Genomic DNA, 17,727 nt, shown 5'->3' on the forward strand with positions numbered 1-17,727 from the left:
TTTCCAATGACAGGACAAACGGCAAGCCGATGACCACCCGGAGCATCCTCATCGTGGAAGACGACCAGGAGACAGGGAGCTTGATCGCGCGTTATTTGCGCGGGCATTCCTTCTCGGTCGATCTGGTGCCGGATGGCCGCGCGATGGATCGCCATATGACGCAGAACCGCGTCGACCTGATCGTGCTCGATATCACGCTGCCGGGAGAGGATGGTCTCAGTCTGTGCCGGCGTCTGCGTGTCGTTCATCCGACACCGATCATCTTCCTCACCGCTAAGAGCGACGAGATCGACCGGATCGTCGGCCTCGAAATGGGAGCTGATGACTACATCGTCAAGCCATTCAATCCGCGCGAGCTGGTTGCGCGCATCAATGCGGTCCTAAGACGCCGGCCAACGGCCACGGTGGGATCGTCAGGAGGCACCACAAAGCGGTTGACGTTCGACGGCTGGCTGATCGACTTGCGGCTGCGCGAGCTGCGTGATCCCGGCGGAGCGAAAATTGCGCTCACGAGCGCCGAGTTCGAGCTTCTCCAGGTGCTTTGTGAACGCCATGGCCGGGTCCTGAGCCGGGAAAACCTCCTGGGCATGACCGGACGTCTGGGCGGCCCGTTCCAGCGCAGCGTCGATGTGCTCGTCAGCCGGCTGCGCGGCAAGCTTGATCGCGTCGAGGGCGTCTCGATGATCCGGACAGTGCGGGCAGGCGGCTACGTTTTTGTGCCCGAGGTGAATGATGCGTGACCTGGTCGGCAAGTCCGCCTTCCCTGGTCACGGTGGAGATCGGCTGTCCGGCTAGTCCGAGGCAATCCAGTTACGCAGCCCGTCGGCCGTACGGAACCCGTCGGCAGCGTAGCAGCGGATCGATGGCAGGAAGCCCTGCATCATCTCGGCAAGCGCGTGACCTGGACCGAGGTCCAGCACGCGGTCGACGCCTTGCTCCGCAAGAGCCTCAAGCGTCGCGGCCCAGTCGATCGGGCGTGCGACCTGGCAGGCGAGCTTTGCCATCGCATCGGACACGGAGAAGATGCGTTCACCGCCATCTCCGGCGAGGAGGATCCGCTGATGCGCGACAGACGCATGGCGGCTCGCCTCCAGCGCCTGTTTCAAGGGGTCACAGGCGCGTTCGAGCCGTGAAGTGTGCGAGGCGATCTTGACGGCGAGAACACCGGCGCGTGCCGCGCTCAGCGTCGACGCCTCCTGGCAGAGATTGACGACATCCCGCCCGGTGCCGCCGACGACGAAAAGAAGCTCGGGATTCCTGATCGCGATCTGGCAGCGATGCTTGTCGAGCAGAGGTTGCAGCGCGGTCCGATCGAGCCCGCGGACATAGCCGAGCCGCCCATCCGGTCCGGCCACGCTGTCCATCAACCGTGCGCGAATATCGGTCAGTCGCAGGGCTTCGTCGGCGGTCCATATTCCCGCAACGCTCCAGGCCGCCGTCTCGCCGACGCTGTAGCCGGCGACGGCGGTCTGACCGGTCAGCAGGTCGGCAATGCAGGCGTGGATTGCGAGCGCCGATGTGACGGTCAGAACCTGACTGACACGGTTGGCGGATAGCTCGTCCGCGCTGCGCGTCCTGACGAGCTCCCGCGGGTCCTCACCGAGACAGTCCGTGGCCGCAACGAAGACCGGCTCCGCGGCAGGCTGCGTCGCGACAAGGTCGAAGATCTTGTCCGACAGGGTGCCTTGTCCGCCGCAGAGCAATGCAAGCATCAGTCCAGCCGATCGATCACGCGGGTTTCAACGGACAGAGCCTCGACAAACAAGGCCATGGCCAGCAGATCTGCCGAGCCGCCCGGGCTGAGATTGCGTGCGACGAAGGCGATGTGGATGCCGGCCGCGCGGTCGCGCCAGCCTGGGCAACCGATTCCGCCCGCGGCAAGAAATGCGGATGCACTGGCCTGCGCGAAGCGCAATCCGTCGGCTCCGCCCCGGTGCAACAGATTGGTGTCGGCGACATCCGCGATCAGCGCCATGCAGGTCTGAACCCGGACCGCCTCCTCATCATGAGGAGCGAGCGTCCGCGCCGCCCCCAGCGCGGGAAGAGCGACGTCGTAGACGGACGGGAAGCCGCAGGCTGCTTCCGCCCTGGCGCCGCCGGCGCCGTAGCGACGCGATGCCACGGCGCCATGGCTGCGGAGGGAAATCGGACCTTCGAGGATCGCCTCGCCCCAGCGTTGCGACACCAGTTCGCCGAGCGGTTTGCGGAGGCTGAGCCTGCTGCGATAGCCGGCCGCGGCGCAGAGCAGACCCAATCCGAAGATCGCGCCGCGATGCGTGTTCACACCCGAGGTCGCGACAAGCATCGCGCGCTCGGCCGCAACCCCGATCGCGCGCAAGCGATCCATGCCCGCGCCCTCGGCGCCCGCGGCGGCGAGCTCGCTGAAGAACGGCGCCAGCGTGTCGGCGCTTTTGCACAGGAGCGCCGCGTCCATGTCGCGATGCGCACCGTTGTCGACATCGCTGACCAGCCCTGGCTTGGGATAGGTCTTGACTTCGCGCTTCAGGCAGAGCGACGCGAGACGGCCGAGCTGCTCCGCGCGGAGTGCGCGTTGCGGCGGTGCTTGCCATCTCAGCGCAAGGTTCATGACGCCGCGCCCGAAAGAAGAAACGCTGCGCGCGTCGTGCTGGCGACACCGGCCGGAGTTTTCACGAGGACTTCGTCCTTGTCGGTCCCGGTCAGCTCGCGCCATTGCACGCCGCCGGCGGGACCCATGATCTCGCCATCCAGCCGCATCGGCGCTTGCTTCGCAATTCCGGCGATGTCGGATGGCAGGGTCTTCGCTCGCGATGCGGCCGCCAGCGGCCAGAGCAGATCGAGGTCCGAACTGTCAGTCAGATAGGGCAGGCCGGTGAGATGCTGCCAAGCCAGACTGCCGAACGTGCGCGTCTCCGGCAGAAGCTGAAGCAGCAGGTCGATCGTCGCACGCCAGTGCGCTGGCGCCGCCGCGGCGACATCGGCCAATAAGGGGGGCGGAGCGGATGCGACGATATCGGTCGCGGCGAGTGAGACCGCAATGCGTCGTTTGCTGTGGCTGGGCGGCAGTGGCAGACCGAGCGGAATCATTCCGGCGACGTCGCCGCATGTTGGCCGGCGAACGATGAGAGGACGGCCGGCCTGCGCCCAGCCTGCGACGATCGACTCGCTGGCGAGCTCGGGATAGCGGCCCATCGCCGCCGCCCAACCGGTGGTCGAGACCTTCACCATGCTGTGGCGGGCGAGAGGCTCAACCATGTTGCGCGTCCTGATGCGAGACCGTCGCGAGCGCGACAACGCGATCGGCGATCTCGGCCGCCTTGCGCCGTCCGCCGCGCTCGGCACCGAGCCGGCCGCGATCGTCCTGTCCTTGCGGCCGTTGCAGCACGGCGGCAAGCTGCGGCGCCAAAGGCGCATTGTCATCCCAGACGACATGAATGCCGCCAGTCATCACCATGTTGTCGAGCCCGGGCGCGAACACGGGCGTTGCTTCGGCCTTGGCTTTCAGCACATCGATCGACAGCTTGGTGACCCGCGCCATCGACGGCAGATCCATCACCGCCGGCTGGGCGCCCGGCAGCGCGACCAGCATGCCGGTGGCAAGTGCCGTTGCGATGAACGCGCCGGCCGCGCTGCCGCCGTAGAGCAGGCCGATGGTGCGATGTCCTTCGGCTTCGGCGAGCAGCAGTGCCTTGGCGAGATGGGACAGATATTCGCTGAGACCCAGCAGCTCGTCGCGCTTGCTCATACGCTGGCTCGACGAATCCACCAGCAACAGGATCGGTGCCCGATCTCCTGATTTGACGATCTCGATCACGCGCCGCGCGAGCACAATGGCTTCGTCCACACCGAGCGGCTGTCCCTGCGTGATGCCGAGCACGTGGATCGGTCCGCCGTCGGGCAACGTCGCCTGTCCCGCGACCATCGCGCCGGTGGTTTCGATCTTGCGGCCGTTCGGGAACAGGCCGGCCAGGATGTCATCGAGCGTCATCGGCATTCTCCCTGTTGGCGGCCGCGCGAAGAAATGCGCCGGTCGGAAGTGCGGGGATCTCGGTCGGCTGCCCGATGCCGAGCGTCTCCCAGATATCGACGGCGTCCTCGGCCTCGCCAAAACGCTGCAGCCGTCGTTCGAGGCGCTTCTGCTCGGCTTCGAGCACCGCCGCGTCGCATCGCCTGCCGACCTTGAGCGCATCGATCGCGGCCTGCCGAAACGCCAGCGCCTCGTCGTCGACGAAGGTGTCGGCGCCGCCGATGAGGTAGCGGTGCTTGCCGCCCATGGTGCGCCAGACCAGCGCGCGGTCGCGCGAGTCGAATTCCTCGATGCCCTTGTTGGTCTCGATCACTTCGGGGCCGCTGACGCTGAGCCGGCCCTGCTCGGAGATGATCAGGCGCGAGCAGGTGCCGGCGATCAGGCTGCCGCCGCCATAGCAGCCGGCGCGCCCGCCGATCAGGCCGACGACGTTGAGGCCAGCGCACCGCGCCTCGACGATCGCGCGCATAATCTCGGCGATGGCGAGCTCGCCGGCATTGGCCTCCTGAAGCCGCACGCCGCCGGTGTCGAACAGGATCAGCATGTCTTGCTTGAGCGCCAGCGCTGCGCGCAGCAGTCCGGTGAGCTTGGCGCCGTGAACTTCGCCGAAGGCGCCGCCCATGAAGCGTCCCTCCTGTGCGGCAACGAGCACGGGCGCGCCGTCCAGCCGGCCGCGGCCAACGACGATGCCGTCGTCGAACTGCTCCGGCAGGTCGAAGATCGCCAGATGCGGGCTTATCTCGCGCAACTCGGGGCCGATGAATTCGGCAAAGCTGCCGGAATCGACCAGCGCGTCGATGCGCTGCCGGGCGCTCGCCTCGTACCAGCTCAGCGGGATATTATTGGTAGCGGCCTCTGTCATCTCTCAGGCTCCTCGATCTTGCGGACGCCTTGCGCGAGGCGCAGTGCGACCGTGTCGGGCCGGGCGCCGCCGTCATTGATGGAGATGCGCAGGCCCCCGGCCGAGCGGCGGGCGACGAAGTCGCGGACCACGGCGTCCCACACCATGCCGAAGCCATGGGCCGTCGTTGCGATGTCGATGGTGCAGACATCCGCCGGGAGATTGCGTTCCAGCAGCACTTCAAGATTGCCGGAGGCGACGACGCCGATGATCGCCTGCGCGCGGCTGCCGCCGGCAGACCTGGGTGCGGTCAGTCTGAAGCTGAGCTTTTCCATGCAGAAACTCCTCACCAATTGCGGAAGCGGCTGGGCGGACGGTAGAGGCCACCGGAGGCCAACATGAGATCCTTGATCGAACGGGCCGCGAGCAGCCGCCGGTCGGCATCGAGTGGATCGATACCGAGGTCCTCGGGGCGCCGGATCACGCCGCGCTGCCTGAGCTGCTCGACCAGTTTCGCGTCACGCCCGCGGCCGATCTCGGTGTATCCGGCAACACCCCTGATCGCCTGCTCGCGCTCGTCCTTGCTCCGGCACATCAGGAGGTTGGCGATGCCTTCCTCGGTGACGATGTGGGTGACGTCGTCCGAGTAGACCATCACCGGCGCAAGATCGAGCTTGAGCTCCTGCGCCAGATCGAGCGCATCGAGCCGCTCGACGAACAAAGGCGCGTTGCGATCGCCAAAGGTCTCGCCGATCTGCACCACCAGCTTGCGGCCGCGGCGCAGCGCTGCATCGGAGTCGGGGTCGGCTTCCGCGCCGGCCTTGAGCCAGGGCTCGCTCGGATGACGACGGCCGCGCGGATCGGAGCCCATGTTGGGCGCGCCGCCGAAGCCGGCGATGCGGCTGGTCGTCACCGTCGAGCTGTGGCCTTCGAGATCGATCTGCAGCGTCGATCCGATGAACATGTCGCAGGCATAGAGGCCCGCCGTCTGGCAGAAGGCGCGGTTCGATCGCAGCGAGCCGTCGGGCCCGGTGAAGAAGACATCGGAACGCGCCGCGACGTAATCCTCCATGCCGACTTCCGATCCGAAGCAATGGATCTGCTCGACCCAGCCGGCTTCGATCGCCGGAATCATCGTCGGATGTGGATTGAGCGCAAAGTGCGTGCAGACCTTGCCCTTGAGGCCGAGCTTCTCGCCATAGGTCGGCAGCAGCAGCTCGATCGCGGCCGTATTGAAACCGATGCCGTGATTGAGCCGGCGCACGCCGTAGGGCGCGTAGATGCCCTTGATCGCCAGCATCGCCGTGAGGATCTGGGTCTCGGTAATGGCGGCGGGATCGCGCGTGAACAGCGGCTCGACATAGAAGGGACGGCCGGCCTCGACCACGAAATGCACGAGGTCGCCGGGGATGTCGACGCGCGGCACCTTGTCGACGATCTCGGTGACCTGGGCCACGACGAGGCCGTTCTTGTAGCTCGTCGCCTCGACGACGGTCGGCGTGTCCTCGGTGTTCGGCCCGGTATAGAGGTTGCCGTCCTTGTCGGCGCTGACCGCCGCGATCAGGGCGACGTTCGGCGTGAGGTCGATGAAATAGCGCGCGAACAGCTCGAGATAGGTGTGAACCGCCCCGAGCTCGATCTTGCGGCCGAACAGCATCTTCGCGATGCGCGCCGCCTGCGGGCCCGAATAGGAGAAGTCGAGTCGCCGCGCGATGCCCTTCTCGAAGATGTCGAGGTGGGACGGCAGCACCACGCCCGATTGCACCATGTGCAGGTCGTGCACGTCATGGGGGTCGAGGTTGGCAAGCGCCGAAGCAAGCATGTCGGCCTGCTTCTGATTGTCGCCCTCCAGGCACACCCGGTCGCCTGACCTGATCACCGCCTTGAGAAACGCGCCCAGGCTCGGGATCAGGACGACCTTTCCCCTGGCATGCTGTCGGCCGGCCGCCAGGCGCTCGCCGAGGGCGGCCTTTTGCATACCCCAATCGCTCATTTCGGCTCCTTGGCATGCGGAGTTGGCTATCGATTGGCCTAATGTATTTGCATTTCCTTCAAAAGTCAATTGGCGTATACACAAACCCATAAACGATGGATATTCGCATACACAGGAGGGAATTTACGATGCGAATGCATGCAGATAGTCCAGGTCCTGGCGATCGTGCTCCGCTCGCAGAGGGGAGGCGCCCGTGACCATTTCCGGCGTAGCGCTTCTCGCGATCTGCACGCTGCTGGGGGGCCTGCTTGGCGACCTGCTCGGCGTCGCCCTCGGTGTGAAGGCCAATGTCGGCGGCGTCGGCATTGCGATGATGTTCCTGATCGCAGCCCGGCTCTGGCTGCTGCGACATGGCCTGCTCAGCCACGGGCTCAAGACCGGCGTCGAGTTCTGGGGCAGCTTCTACATTCCGATCGTGGTCGCCATGGCCGCGCAGCAGAACGTCGTCGCCGCGGCGAAAGGCGGTCCGGTCGTCGTCATTGCGGGCGCCGGCGCAGTCGCGGTGTGTTTCGCGATGGTGGCTTTGATCGGCCGGTTCAGTGGCCCCGTCGAGACCATGGACGAGATCGAGGCCCGAGAGGCGCTCGAGGCGAGCGTGCCTCACTTCAAGTCCGGGAGGATCGGATGACCATGATATCTCACGTTCTCGCCGCGAATTCGCTGATCACCGCCTTCGCCGCGGTCGGAATCCTGATGTGGATCTCCGGCGCGATCTCGAAATACCTCACCTTCGGACGCATTCACGGCTCGGCGATCGCGATCATGCTGGGTCTCCTGCTGGCCTTTTTCGGCGGCATCGCCACCGGCGGTGAAAAGGGCGTCGCCGATCTGCCGGCGCTGACCGGGATCGGCCTGATGGGAGGTGCGATGCTGCGGGACTTTGCCATCGTCGCCACGGCTTTCGAGGTCGATGTCGTCCATGCGCGCAAGGCCGGACTGATCGGTGCGGTCGCACTCGGGTTGGGAACGGTGGTCCCGTTCATTCTCGGCGTGTTCGTTGCCGCGGCGTTTGGCTACACTGATGCCGAATCATTGACGACGATCGGTGCCGGTGCGGTCACCTACATCGTGGGGCCGGTCACGGGCGCGGCAATCGGTGCATCCTCGCCGGTCATTGCGCTTTCGATCGCGACCGGTGTGTTCAAGGCGGTGATCGTGATGATCGGCACGCCCTTCGTGGCGAAAATGATCGGCCTCGATAATCCGCGCAGCGCCATGGTGTTCGGTGGATTGATGGGGACAGTCAGCGGTGTTTCCGGAGGCCTTGCCGCGACCGACCGGCGACTGGTGCCTTACGGGGCGTTGACTGCGACGTTCCATACGGGATTAGGATGCCTGGTCGCACCATCCATCCTCTACTTTGCGGTGCGTGCGATCACAGGAGGCTAAATGGCGGGTTTGCTCAAGGTCGCAACTGATCCGGAAGACGATGCGGGACTGCTGTCCGATCGCATCCGGAACGCGCTGACCGACGAGATCGCCTCAGGCGCGCGCGTCGCCGGTTCGGCCCTGGAAGAGCAGCAACTCGCCGATCTTTTCGGCGCTTCCCGCACGCCGGTGCGGGAGGCGCTTCGCCAACTCGTGGTCAGCGGCCTCGTCGAGGTGCGCGGCCGCCGCGGCCTCGTCGTTGCGCGGATGACGCCGGAGCGGATCATGGACATGTTCGAGACCAGCGCCGAGGTCGAAGCGATGTGCGTCAGGCTTGCGACCTATCGGATGACCCCGCTCGAGCGCAGCCATTTGATCGAGCTGCATGACGCCTCGCTGAAGATGGTCGAGGCCAATGACGTCGATGCCTACGACGCCTTCAACCGGCAATTCCACGAAGGCATCTACCGCGCGACGCACAACTCCTTTCTGGCCGAGCAGGCGCAGGACGTCCGCTCGCGGCTCAGCGCCTTCCGCCGCACCCAATTGCGGCAGGGTGATCGCATCCGCAAGTCTCGCGAAGAGCATGATGCCATCATGCAGGCGATCGCCGAAGGCGACGGCGAGACGGCCTCACGCAGGATGCGTGCGCACATGTTGAACGCCGCCGCCGCGTTGAGACGTTACATCGACGACCGCCTCGATTGAAACTCTCATCGCGAGGCCAAGCCAATAGACCGATGGTCTCCAGCGACTACGGGAATCGCAGCTCGGTAAAGGGCGCGTGACTGGGATGCGCCTTCCTCAATCCGAATGAGGGGTCGACTCTCGGCAGCTGATCTCGGTCGCTGGCGGCGTATGCACTGATCAGTGATCAATCTCAAGGTTGCCGCCGGGCTATTCTGTCGCCGTTGGCGGCAGTGTCGAGGACAGCGCCAAGAGCCAGGCGCTAATTGTGGCGGTGGTACCGCTGATGTTGCTAAGCATGGCGACAATCCTGATGCTGCAGCTGCAGAGCTTCCAGCGTCTCTTCCTCGTGTTCGCAGTGGCGCCTCTCGCGCTGATCGGCGTGGTCGCCGCGCTGCTGCCGAGTGGAGCACCTTTAGGCTTCGTAGCGATTCTCGGTGTGTTGGCACTGATCGGCAATTGATCCGCAACCCCGTGATTCCCGTCGTGCAGATCGAACGTTTGCGCGAGGAAGGCCGGGCGCCTTGGGAGGCTGTGGTAGAGGCAACCGAGCACCGAATGCGTCCGATCATGCTGACTGCGGCTGCGGCAAGCCTCGCACTGATCCCGATAGCCCGGGAGGTGTTTTGGGGGCCGATGGCCTATGCCATGATGGGCGGCATCATCGTCGGCACGGTTCTCACCCTGATATTCCTTCCGGCGCTTTACGTCGCCTGGTTCCGAATCGAGCAACCCATTGATCCGGTGGACCCAGTACAGGCGCCGATGGCCAAGTGTTCTTTTCAGCAGCTCGGCGGGGGCGACTGCATGAGAACAAAACCGAAGGAAAGTTAGAACCGCCGCGCGCACGCGCGAGTCATAACTCTTTGATCAGGATTTGTTTTACTCCAATCCATCACCGGCCGTGCCAAGGTCAGATGAGGTCGCCAATCCTGACCTATCGTCGAGAGGCCGCGTCGCCACGGTGCTTTCGCTACGCTGGGCATCAACTCACTTTACTACGAGAAATCGCGATTGAGAGGGGGACATCTGGTGAACTTTCAGTCTCAACCGAGGTGGCCACCATCATCGATGGCGACATGGATGCTGACGAGAACGTGCTGCACGCGCTGCCCCTCTATCATGCGCCCAGCTCGACGTCTTCCTGGGCCCCAAGTTTATTTCGGTGCCTCGGGCGTCATCACGGCAAGCCGATCGCCGAACGTCCTGGCGTTGACCGCGCGGCGACCGCAGTCGAACGCCTTGCGCCAACGATCTCGTTGGACAGTCAACTTCCCCTGCACGGTGGAAATGGCTGCCAACAGCTTCTTCAGCTCGGCGAGCATCGCCCTGAGAGCCTGCTCGCTGCTCACTATCGCCAACCCATCTGAGCGAGCCGCGACCGGCTCCAACCTTTCCTATATCGTGACTCTGCCTGACGGGGCATTGGGCCCCTGGTACCGCATCAATGGGCGCAAGATGTGGATGGTAAAGATGCGAGCACGAGATCGGCGAAGATATCCTGCTCTTGCTGTTGGCCTTGATTCCGAACACTAGCGGTCAGGAGACACAGGAACGAATGGGATATCGTTGTCAGATGTCGCGATTGTTGGCGCGTGCGGCTTCTGTCCTTCCATTCCTGGTCATCGATAGCGTTTTCCCGTCGAGCCTATCGAGCAAGCACGCTGCATTTTCAGACCGGCAGCTAACCGACAAGCCATGCAAGTCTAAGCTTTGTCGACGGAGCATAGAGCAGCGGATGTCTTCGCTAAACTCAATGCTCGCAAAAAGTAATGCGGACCGAAAGCCGAAGGGCTTCAAGCGTTGCGGGATGGCATGCTTGTTGACCCTATCGAAAAGCCCGGTCCGGAAGCGCCGCGATATCGTCTGCCAGGTCGACGAAATGTCGGCGGACCGCTGCTTCTGCAGCGTCCGGATCGCCCGACAAGATCGCATCCGACATTGTTTTGAAGCTTGTGAGTCGGTGGTTTTCCGTTGCATTCGGAAAAGTGCGAAATTGCGCGCGGACGATGTGGATCTGCAGCGTCGGAAGCAGCCGGTGCAATTCCTTGTTGCCGCCGAGCTTGGTGATTGTGCGAAAGAAGTTGCTGCATGCACGGCCGAATTCAAAGAAGTCACTGTCATGTGCGAAGGCGAGTAACGCATTCGTACTCGCCACCAAAGTCTCGCGATCATTGCCAAGATCAATGCGCTCTGCTGCGCTTCTCGCCGCGAGCGCGAACAACCACTGCATCACGGTGAGGGAATCGCGCGCTTCGATGCGAGTGAGGCGCGGAATCTGTGCGCCACGGTTAAATCCAATCGACACCACGCCCTCGTTCATGAGCATCTTCAGTGCTTCGCGCACTACAAAGCGGCTGACGCCATGGTCGCGGATGAGGTCGGCTTCGACCAAACGCTGGCCCGGAACGTAGCGGCCTTCATAGAGCCCGCGGATTATCTCTCGAAACAGTTCGTAAGCGGCGCTCACCGCGCGCTTTCGGGGCGCACTATCAATTGCCATCGCCGGTTCTGCGTTCGCAGATGCAATGGTTTTCGGCATGTTTGTCCTCAATCCTTTCGATGCGGAGATGTCGCGGCCAATGTAACGGCAGGCTCGGCCAAGATCATTCATCTCCAAGATTTTCAATCTGCGCATATTGATTATCAATTTTGTATATGTATAAGTGTTCAACAATCAATCCAATAGTTCAGTGAGGGAACATTCGCTGACAGCGTGGACGTTTGTGAAACATTCAATCGAAACAGTCCTTTGGGCTAAAAAGTTCGGCGCACTGAGGCGGTCCCGCACGCAGATGGAAAGATTGCCGGGCGCTGGAACTCTGGCCAGTCTAGGCGATGTTACGTGCCTGGCCGGGCAAACGCTTCCATCATTCCGGTACGTAGGCGATCACGCATTGCAGTGTCGCGGCCTTTGGGCGGACCCTGCCTTTGCCGGGGGCTGGATTTTCGAACGCCAACAACTTCGCCGTTCTCGCCACGATCTGTCGCGGTCGCGACAGGTCGCAAGAGAGCTTCGCCGGGACAGCATCTTCCGACACAAGGGCGTGCATGCGCGCTGGCCATCCCGCAGTCCGCCTCGATCTGCTGGCCACTCACTAATTCTTCCATGAGCTCTTCGCTGAAATCTCGTCAAAGAACCCAAGGCCAAAGACGAACTACCTATCGATGGTTGCCTTCCGCAACGACAGTATCAGCGGCATCAAATCTGCGATGCTACCTATGGCAACTACATGATCCGTCGAGCCCGCAGTTGATGCACACGATCGCAGAGCAGATGTGACGATCTGAACAAGTGCCAGTCTGTGTTCGGCTGGGTCTGAGGAAAAAGACAAGAAAGCCGAAAAACGGACACAAGCACTGTTAGGGGGGCACTCATGAAGCTTATTGCTATGATAATTCGTATGGCGGACTTCGTTATTGTTTCACGAATCCAGGCGAGGCGGGTTCTTGCGGTTCTGCTAGCTCTTCTGCTGATTGATGAGACCGGCGCCGCAATGGCGCAAGACAAGCCTCCGCTGAAGTTGGGGGCAATCCTCGATATGTCCGGCCTTTATGCCGACATTACCGGAATAGGTAGCGAAACTGCGGCCAAGATGGCGGCTGAGGATTTCGGCGGTGAGGTGCTCGGTCGGAAGATCCAAATCGTCGCAGCCGATCACCTCAACAAGGCTGACCAGGCGGCAAATATCGCGCGCGACATGCTCGACAATCAAGGTGTTGAGGCAATCATTGATGTTGCGGCCTCAGCGACCGCGCTTGCGGCGAATGAGATTGCAAAAGCCCGCGGCAAGATCATCATACTCACTAGCCCAGGCTCGGTTCGTTTAACGAATGAGGCCTGTGGTCCATATACTATCCACTATACGTTCGACACCTATGGTCAGGCCAACGTCACGGGCCTTGCCACGGTAAGACAAGGACTCGATACTTGGTTCTTTCTCACCGTCGACTATGCTTTCGGCCAGGATCTCGAGCGCGATACTTCCAATGTTGTGATCAAATCTGGCGGTAGGGTTCTCGGCAGCGTGAAGCACCCCCTCAACACGTCGGACTTCTCGTCCTTCCTGCTGCAGGCACAAGCCTCTAAGGCCAAGGTTGTAGGTCTCGCCAACGCGGGCGGTGACACGATCACTGGGATAAAGCAAGCGGCCGAATTCGGTCTTACTCGTACTGGTGGACAGAAGCTGTCACCGCTGCTCGCTTTTGTCTCCGACATCGACAGTGTGGGCCTCCAGACCGCGCAAGGCTTGCTCCTCGCTGAATCATGGTACTGGGACCTAAACGATGAAACCCGCGCCTTCACAAAGCGTTTCCAGGAGCACACCAACCGCGTGCCGACTTCCGTCCAGGCCGCTCTTTACTCGGCCGTCGGTCACTACCTGAAGGCAGTGAAGGCGGCCGGGACCACAGAGACCGCCGCGGTCATGAAGGCGATGAAGGAAGCACCCATCAATGACATGTTCGCCAAGAACGGCAAGATCCGCGAAGACGGCCGGATGATTCACGACATGTATCTATTCGAAGTGAAACAGCCTTCGGAATCAAAAGGGCGCTGGGACTACTACAAGCTGATGGCGACCGTCCCCGGCGATAAGGCATTCCAGCCGCTGGAAGCGTCGCGCTGTCCCCTGCTCAAGAAGTAGTTTGCTGATCGCTCATTCCCGTCATCATGGCAAGAACAGCAGGTCATGGTATCTACGTCCGAAAAGATGCCGAGTACGGCAACAAACGGGGCAGCATGGTGAGACTTCGCAAACCGATGCAGTAGCCCTAAGGACATGAAGAACGGCATTAAGCGAAATAAGGTGGTAGCAGTCATGACTGAGATCGTTATCGCGAGCGGCATGCGTACGCCGTTCGGTGATTTTGGGAAATCGCTCCGCGATGTGCCGCTTATCGAACTTGGTGCGCATGCAGCGCGTGCCACAATGGAGCGCGGCGGACTTGCCGCCGAGCGCATCGATCACCTCGTCTGGGGGAATGTGCTTCCGGTAGACCAGGAGGGCTACCTTGCGGCGCGCGCAATAGCTCTGAAGGCCGGACTGTCCGACGTTTCTACGGCAATGAATGTCAATCGCGCCTGCGGATCCGGTCTTCAGGCCATCATTTCGGCTGCCGAACACATTGCCAGCGGTCATTCACAACTGGCCCTGGCCGGCGGCGGCGAGAACTTTTCGCGCGCACCCTACATTGTCACTGGTGCTCGCTGGGGCGTCAAGCGGGGTCCGCAGATCATGATCGACGCGCTAGATTGGACCTATCGCGACCCCCTGAGCCTGGAGCTCATGGGCGAGACCGCGGAGAACCTTGCCGAGGACTACCAGTACACGCGTGAGGCGATGGACGAATTCGCTTTGACCAGCCAAAGGCGAGCCGGAGCAGCGGCGGACAGCGGTTTTCTCGCCCGGCAGATCGCTCCGATTGATGTGCCAGACGGCAGGGCGAAGCGTTCCTTCGACAAGGACGAGTTTCCGCGACCGACGATCGCGCCGGAAAAGATTGCGTCCATGAAGCCCGTGTTTCGCGAAGGAGGAAGGGTCACGCCGGCCAATTCCAGTGGTGTGACGGATGGAGCGGCGTTCATCGTAGTTGCCCAGCGCGGTGCAGCTGAAGCTGCGGGGGTGCGACCACGCGCGAGAATCGTTGACTACGCGATTGCCGGCGTCCCGCCTCGCATAATGGGATGTGGTCCCGTGCCCGCTACACGTAAGTTGCTTGAGCGCCAGAACCTGAAGATTTCTGACATCGACTATTTTGAGGTCAATGAAGCATTTGCTTCGGTGAACTTGCATGCGGAAGCACAACTCGGAGTTCCGCGCGATGCTACCAATCTTTATGGCGGCGGCATTTCAATCGGCCATCCACCCGGCGCGACGGGCGTGCGGATGGCGATCACCGCACTACAACATCTCGAGGACGTCAACGGCCATCGTGCCGTCCTGACGCTCTGTATGGGCGGTGGTCAGGGCCTTTCCGTCCTGATCGAACGGATCGCGTAACGGGAGGAAATCAATCGTGACTCAAAAACTGGTAACTTCCCAGATCAACGGCGTTGTAGGCACGATCGTAGTGCGGAGACCAAAAGCACTCAACGCCCTGAATGCAGCGGTCTTGAAGCAGTTGCTCGACGCCATCAACGAACTGTCATCTGATTCTGCGGTGCGGGTCTTGCAGCTAACGGGTGAGGGCGATCGTGCTTTCATTGCAGGCGCCGACATTTCCGAGTTCGTAGGCGCCTCTCCCGCGGATGCTCTCGCAATTGCGGCACGGATCAAGCACGTCACCGACGCCTTGGTGGAATGTCCCAAACCCGTAGTCGCCGTGGTCAACGGTTTCTGCTTGGGAGGAGGTCTCGAACTCGCTCTCGCTTGTGATATTCGGATCGCATCGAGCAAGGCACAGTTTGGCCTGCCAGAAGTCAAGCTTGGCATTCTTCCCGGTGGCGGCGGTACGGTACGCCTAACCAAGTTGGTCGGCGCGTCGGTTGCACGCTTGCTCGCGATGACAGGGGATCCCATATCGGCCTCGCGTGCGCTTGAGCTGGGTCTGATTGCCTCGATGCATGAACCTGAAAACTTGCCAGACGCGGCTCAAGAGCTGGCCCTAAAGCTGGCCGCGCATTCACCGTTTGCGCTGGCGCAGCTGAAGTCCTCGCTCAAGGTTGCTGTCGACGCCGATACAGAGGCGGCCTGTCAGGCTGAAATCAAGGCCTTCGCCTTGTGCTACTCGACGAAAGACAAGGAAGAGGGCGCCAGAGCTTTTCTCGAGAAGAGGACACCAGTGTTCACTGGAAGTTAGCAACCGATGTCATCGCGCTCCCACCAAATAGACGTAGACCGCGGAGGGAGTTGGCAAGTTCTTACCCTGGAGCGACACTCTTGATTACTATCGATCGGCGCGATCTAGCGTTCCAGCTCTTCGATCTGCTCCACGTAGATGACCTGCAGGCGACACAGCGATACGCCGACTACGATCGACCGAGCATTGAAGCGGCGCTCGATTCGGCAGAACGTATTGCCGTCGAACATTTTCTGCCCCACGCGGCTGACCTCGACGAGAACGAGCCGCGCTTCGTCGATGGCCGAGTGCTGATGGGCGCTGGCGTTGGCAAGGCGCTCGCTGCATACAGGGATGCAGGATTTTTCGGTGCCGGCTTCGAAAATGAATGGGGCGGGGCCCAAATGCCGGAGACGGTCCGCAGCGCCTGCGCTTATATCTTCTCAGCGGCAAACATTAGTACGGCTGGCTATCCTCTCTTGACCATCGCGGCAGCCAACCTCCTCGCCGCGTTCGGCTCGCCCGAACAGAAGAATACTTTCCTCAAACCAATGGTCGAAGGCCGCTTCTTCGGAACGATGTGCCTGTCGGAGCCGCAGGCAGGTTCTTCACTGTCGGACATTACAACCCGCGCCGAACCGCAACCCGACGGTCATTTTCACATTTACGGCCGCAAGATGTGGATATCAGGTGGAGATCAGGACATTTCCGAGAACATCGTTCACATGGTGCTGGCGAGAATTCCTGGGAGCCCGCCCGGCGTGAAGGGAATTTCACTCTTCATCGCTCCCAAGTATCTTATTTCCAGCGATGGCAAGCTCGGCGGTCGCAACGGCATAGCGCTCGCTGGCCTCAATCACAAGATGGGGTATCGAGGTACAACCAATACGTTGCTCCATTTCGGCGAAGATGCGCCGTGCATCGGCTATCTGATAGGCGAGGCCAATAAGGGCCTCGCATACATGTTCCAGATGATGAATGAGGCACGCATCGCCGTTGGCCTTGGCGCCACGGCCTTGGGAGCCGCCGGCTACAGCGTGTCACTCGCTTACGCGCGTGAACGAGCTCAGGGTCGCCATCCGGACGGTAAGAATGCCGCACTTCCTCAAGTCCCAATAATCGAGCATGCCGATATCAAGCGATTGCTCCTAATGCAAAAAGCTGCGGTTCAGGGAGCTTTGGGGCTATTGCTCTACGCTGCAAGGCTCGTCGATCGGATCCGTACCGGCACGGATGAAATTGAGCGTCGCGACGACGAATTGCTGCTTGATCTGTTGACGCCGCTAGCAAAATCCTGGCCATCTGAGTTTTGCCTGGAGGCCAACAAGCATGCGATTCAGGTACTCGGCGGTTATGGGTACGCGCGCGATTACCCGGTTGAGCGGCTCTATCGGGACAATCGTCTCAACCCGATCCACGAAGGTACGCACGGCATGCAAGCGCTTGACTTGCTTGGCCGGAAGGTCATCCAGGCTGGCGGCAGTGCGCTGAAGATCCTGGTGGCCCGCATTTTGGCGGATGCTGGCAGAGCCAGGGAGATCGGGGCGCTTCGCTCCCACGCAGAAGTCCTGACGGACCATTTGTCGGAATTGGTCGCGACGACAGAAACTCTCGTTGCTATCCTCTCTGACCAACCAAGACTCGCCCTTGCCAATGCAACAGTCTACCTCGACATGATGGGCCATATCGTGGTCGCATGGATGTGGTTGACGCAAGCCGTTACCGCGGTTCGGATGTTGGAATCGGGCAAAGGCGATCCAGATTTCCTTCGAGGTAAAATCACAACCTGCCAGTTCTTCTTTTCTTACGAACTGCCAAAGGCCCGAACCCAGCGGGCGTTGCTCGACAGCCTCGACGAGACGACGTTGTTGATGCAACCCCAGTGGTTTTGAGCGAGGAAGCACGCATGTCGGAAATCGCGGCAGTTCGCCTGAGCAACCACTGCGCATACGGCCAGTCGCATTAGGTTCGGCAAGGGAGCTCCCGAGTTGATCTTGATGCAGGAGCGTGTCAGGGAAGTGCGCACTATGATGCATAGCGCGCCTGCTCACG

The 17,727-nt window shown here is 61.7% G+C and carries 17 protein-coding genes and 1 pseudogene; 9 read left to right on the plus strand and 9 right to left on the minus strand.

The window, feature by feature from the left end:
• Nucleotides 1-29 precede the first annotated feature (29 nt).
• A complete protein-coding gene (locus tag ABIA90_RS41750; RefSeq protein WP_354116604.1) occupies nucleotides 30-740 on the plus strand; it encodes a response regulator in 711 nt (236 codons plus the stop codon).
• Nucleotides 741-791: 51 nt separating this feature from the next.
• On the opposite strand, the gene ABIA90_RS41755 is transcribed toward ABIA90_RS41750, so the two are convergent.
• From ABIA90_RS41755 to mdcA, 7 genes are read right to left on the minus strand one after another with little or no spacing between them, the layout of a single operon-like run.
• Entirely contained in the window at nucleotides 792-1,712 is a 921-nt protein-coding gene (locus ABIA90_RS41755) for an acyltransferase domain-containing protein (protein ID WP_354116595.1), read from the minus strand.
• Nucleotides 1,712-2,587 carry a triphosphoribosyl-dephospho-CoA synthase MdcB gene (mdcB, locus tag ABIA90_RS41760; RefSeq protein WP_354116605.1) on the minus strand — a complete coding sequence of 292 codons (876 nt, stop codon included), beginning with the start codon at nucleotides 2,585-2,587 and terminating at the stop codon, nucleotides 1,712-1,714. Before mdcB ends, ABIA90_RS41755 begins: the two co-directional genes overlap by 1 nt.
• Nucleotides 2,584-3,234, minus strand: a complete 651-nt coding sequence (mdcG, locus tag ABIA90_RS41765; protein WP_354116596.1) for a malonate decarboxylase holo-[acyl-carrier-protein] synthase — start codon at nucleotides 3,232-3,234, stop codon at nucleotides 2,584-2,586. The genes mdcB and mdcG overlap by 4 nt, the downstream gene beginning before the upstream one ends.
• Entirely contained in the window at nucleotides 3,227-3,967 is a 741-nt protein-coding gene (mdcE, locus tag ABIA90_RS41770; RefSeq protein WP_354116597.1) for a biotin-independent malonate decarboxylase subunit gamma, read from the minus strand. Before mdcE ends, mdcG begins: the two co-directional genes overlap by 8 nt.
• The gene (locus ABIA90_RS41775; RefSeq protein ID WP_354116598.1) at nucleotides 3,954-4,868 is read right to left on the minus strand and encodes a biotin-independent malonate decarboxylase subunit beta; all 915 of its coding nucleotides are present in this window, start codon (nucleotides 4,866-4,868) and stop codon (nucleotides 3,954-3,956) included. The genes mdcE and ABIA90_RS41775 overlap by 14 nt, the downstream gene beginning before the upstream one ends.
• Nucleotides 4,865-5,182: a malonate decarboxylase acyl carrier protein gene (gene mdcC, locus ABIA90_RS41780; protein WP_354121702.1), complete on the minus strand. Its 318-nt coding sequence runs from the start codon at nucleotides 5,180-5,182 to the stop codon at nucleotides 4,865-4,867. The genes ABIA90_RS41775 and mdcC overlap by 4 nt, the downstream gene beginning before the upstream one ends.
• 11 nt (nucleotides 5,183-5,193) lie before the next feature.
• On the minus strand, nucleotides 5,194-6,840 hold the full coding sequence (gene mdcA, locus ABIA90_RS41785; RefSeq protein WP_354121703.1) for a malonate decarboxylase subunit alpha: 1,647 nt from the start codon (nucleotides 6,838-6,840) through the stop codon (nucleotides 5,194-5,196).
• A 193-nt stretch (nucleotides 6,841-7,033) separates the two neighbouring features.
• Between mdcA and madL the strand changes: the two genes are divergently transcribed.
• The 4 genes and pseudogenes from madL to ABIA90_RS41805 all read left to right on the plus strand — a co-directional run.
• Nucleotides 7,034-7,468, plus strand: a complete 435-nt coding sequence (gene madL, locus ABIA90_RS41790; RefSeq protein WP_354121704.1) for a malonate transporter subunit MadL — start codon at nucleotides 7,034-7,036, stop codon at nucleotides 7,466-7,468.
• Nucleotides 7,465-8,229, plus strand: a complete 765-nt coding sequence (gene madM / locus ABIA90_RS41795) for a malonate transporter subunit MadM (RefSeq protein ID WP_354121705.1) — start codon at nucleotides 7,465-7,467, stop codon at nucleotides 8,227-8,229. Before madL ends, madM begins: the two co-directional genes overlap by 4 nt.
• Nucleotides 8,230-8,916 carry a GntR family transcriptional regulator gene (locus ABIA90_RS41800; protein ID WP_354116402.1) on the plus strand — a complete coding sequence of 229 codons (687 nt, stop codon included), beginning with the start codon at nucleotides 8,230-8,232 and terminating at the stop codon, nucleotides 8,914-8,916. It begins immediately after the preceding gene.
• Nucleotides 8,917-9,088: 172 nt separating this feature from the next.
• Nucleotides 9,089-9,729, plus strand: a pseudogene (locus tag ABIA90_RS41805) (efflux RND transporter permease subunit); the annotation flags it as partial.
• A 323-nt stretch (nucleotides 9,730-10,052) separates the two neighbouring features.
• Here the strand turns inward: ABIA90_RS41805 and ABIA90_RS41810 are convergent.
• Nucleotides 10,053-10,247 carry a hypothetical protein gene (locus ABIA90_RS41810; RefSeq protein WP_354116401.1) on the minus strand — a complete coding sequence of 65 codons (195 nt, stop codon included), beginning with the start codon at nucleotides 10,245-10,247 and terminating at the stop codon, nucleotides 10,053-10,055.
• Nucleotides 10,248-10,723: 476 nt separating this feature from the next.
• Entirely contained in the window at nucleotides 10,724-11,569 is an 846-nt protein-coding gene (locus ABIA90_RS41815) for a GntR family transcriptional regulator (protein ID WP_354116400.1), read from the minus strand.
• 823 nt (nucleotides 11,570-12,392) lie between these two features.
• Here ABIA90_RS41815 and ABIA90_RS41820 point away from each other — a divergent pair.
• From ABIA90_RS41820 to ABIA90_RS41835, 4 genes are all read left to right on the plus strand, one after another.
• Nucleotides 12,393-13,541 carry an ABC transporter substrate-binding protein gene (locus ABIA90_RS41820; protein ID WP_354116406.1) on the plus strand — a complete coding sequence of 383 codons (1,149 nt, stop codon included), beginning with the start codon at nucleotides 12,393-12,395 and terminating at the stop codon, nucleotides 13,539-13,541.
• A gap of 135 nt (nucleotides 13,542-13,676) precedes the next feature.
• Nucleotides 13,677-14,897: a thiolase family protein gene (locus tag ABIA90_RS41825; RefSeq protein WP_354116399.1), complete on the plus strand. Its 1,221-nt coding sequence runs from the start codon at nucleotides 13,677-13,679 to the stop codon at nucleotides 14,895-14,897.
• 16 nt (nucleotides 14,898-14,913) lie between these two features.
• The gene (locus ABIA90_RS41830; RefSeq protein WP_354116398.1) at nucleotides 14,914-15,696 is read left to right on the plus strand and encodes an enoyl-CoA hydratase/isomerase family protein; all 783 of its coding nucleotides are present in this window, start codon (nucleotides 14,914-14,916) and stop codon (nucleotides 15,694-15,696) included.
• 80 nt (nucleotides 15,697-15,776) lie between these two features.
• Nucleotides 15,777-17,567: an acyl-CoA dehydrogenase gene (locus ABIA90_RS41835; RefSeq protein ID WP_354116397.1), complete on the plus strand. Its 1,791-nt coding sequence runs from the start codon at nucleotides 15,777-15,779 to the stop codon at nucleotides 17,565-17,567.
• The last annotated feature ends 160 nt before the right edge of the window (nucleotides 17,568-17,727 follow it).

Origin of the sequence: Bradyrhizobium sp. LA6.8 (assembly GCF_040547935.1) — a bacterium.
Classification (GTDB): domain Bacteria; phylum Pseudomonadota; class Alphaproteobacteria; order Rhizobiales; family Xanthobacteraceae; genus Bradyrhizobium; species Bradyrhizobium barranii.

Excerpts from the sequence above, each read along its gene's own strand:
- mdcE (WP_354116597.1), bottom strand. The coding sequence starts at position 3,967 with ATGACGCTCGATGACATCCTGGCCGGCCTGTTCCCGAACGGCCGCAAG.
- ABIA90_RS41775 (WP_354116598.1), bottom strand. The coding sequence starts at position 4,868 with ATGACAGAGGCCGCTACCAATAATATCCCGCTGAGCTGGTACGAGGCG.
- madM (WP_354121705.1), top strand. The coding sequence starts at position 7,465 with ATGACCATGATATCTCACGTTCTCGCCGCGAATTCGCTGATCACCGCC.
- mdcB (WP_354116605.1), bottom strand. The coding sequence starts at position 2,587 with ATGAACCTTGCGCTGAGATGGCAAGCACCGCCGCAACGCGCACTCCGC.
- ABIA90_RS41750 (WP_354116604.1), top strand. The coding sequence starts at position 30 with ATGACCACCCGGAGCATCCTCATCGTGGAAGACGACCAGGAGACAGGG.
- mdcA (WP_354121703.1), bottom strand. The coding sequence starts at position 6,840 with ATGAGCGATTGGGGTATGCAAAAGGCCGCCCTCGGCGAGCGCCTGGCG.
- mdcG (WP_354116596.1), bottom strand. The coding sequence starts at position 3,234 with ATGGTTGAGCCTCTCGCCCGCCACAGCATGGTGAAGGTCTCGACCACC.
- ABIA90_RS41755 (WP_354116595.1), bottom strand. The coding sequence starts at position 1,712 with ATGCTTGCATTGCTCTGCGGCGGACAAGGCACCCTGTCGGACAAGATC.
- ABIA90_RS41800 (WP_354116402.1), top strand. The coding sequence starts at position 8,230 with ATGGCGGGTTTGCTCAAGGTCGCAACTGATCCGGAAGACGATGCGGGA.
- ABIA90_RS41825 (WP_354116399.1), top strand. The coding sequence starts at position 13,677 with ATGAAGAACGGCATTAAGCGAAATAAGGTGGTAGCAGTCATGACTGAG.
- mdcC (WP_354121702.1), bottom strand. The coding sequence starts at position 5,182 with ATGGAAAAGCTCAGCTTCAGACTGACCGCACCCAGGTCTGCCGGCGGC.
- ABIA90_RS41820 (WP_354116406.1), top strand. The coding sequence starts at position 12,393 with ATGGCGCAAGACAAGCCTCCGCTGAAGTTGGGGGCAATCCTCGATATG.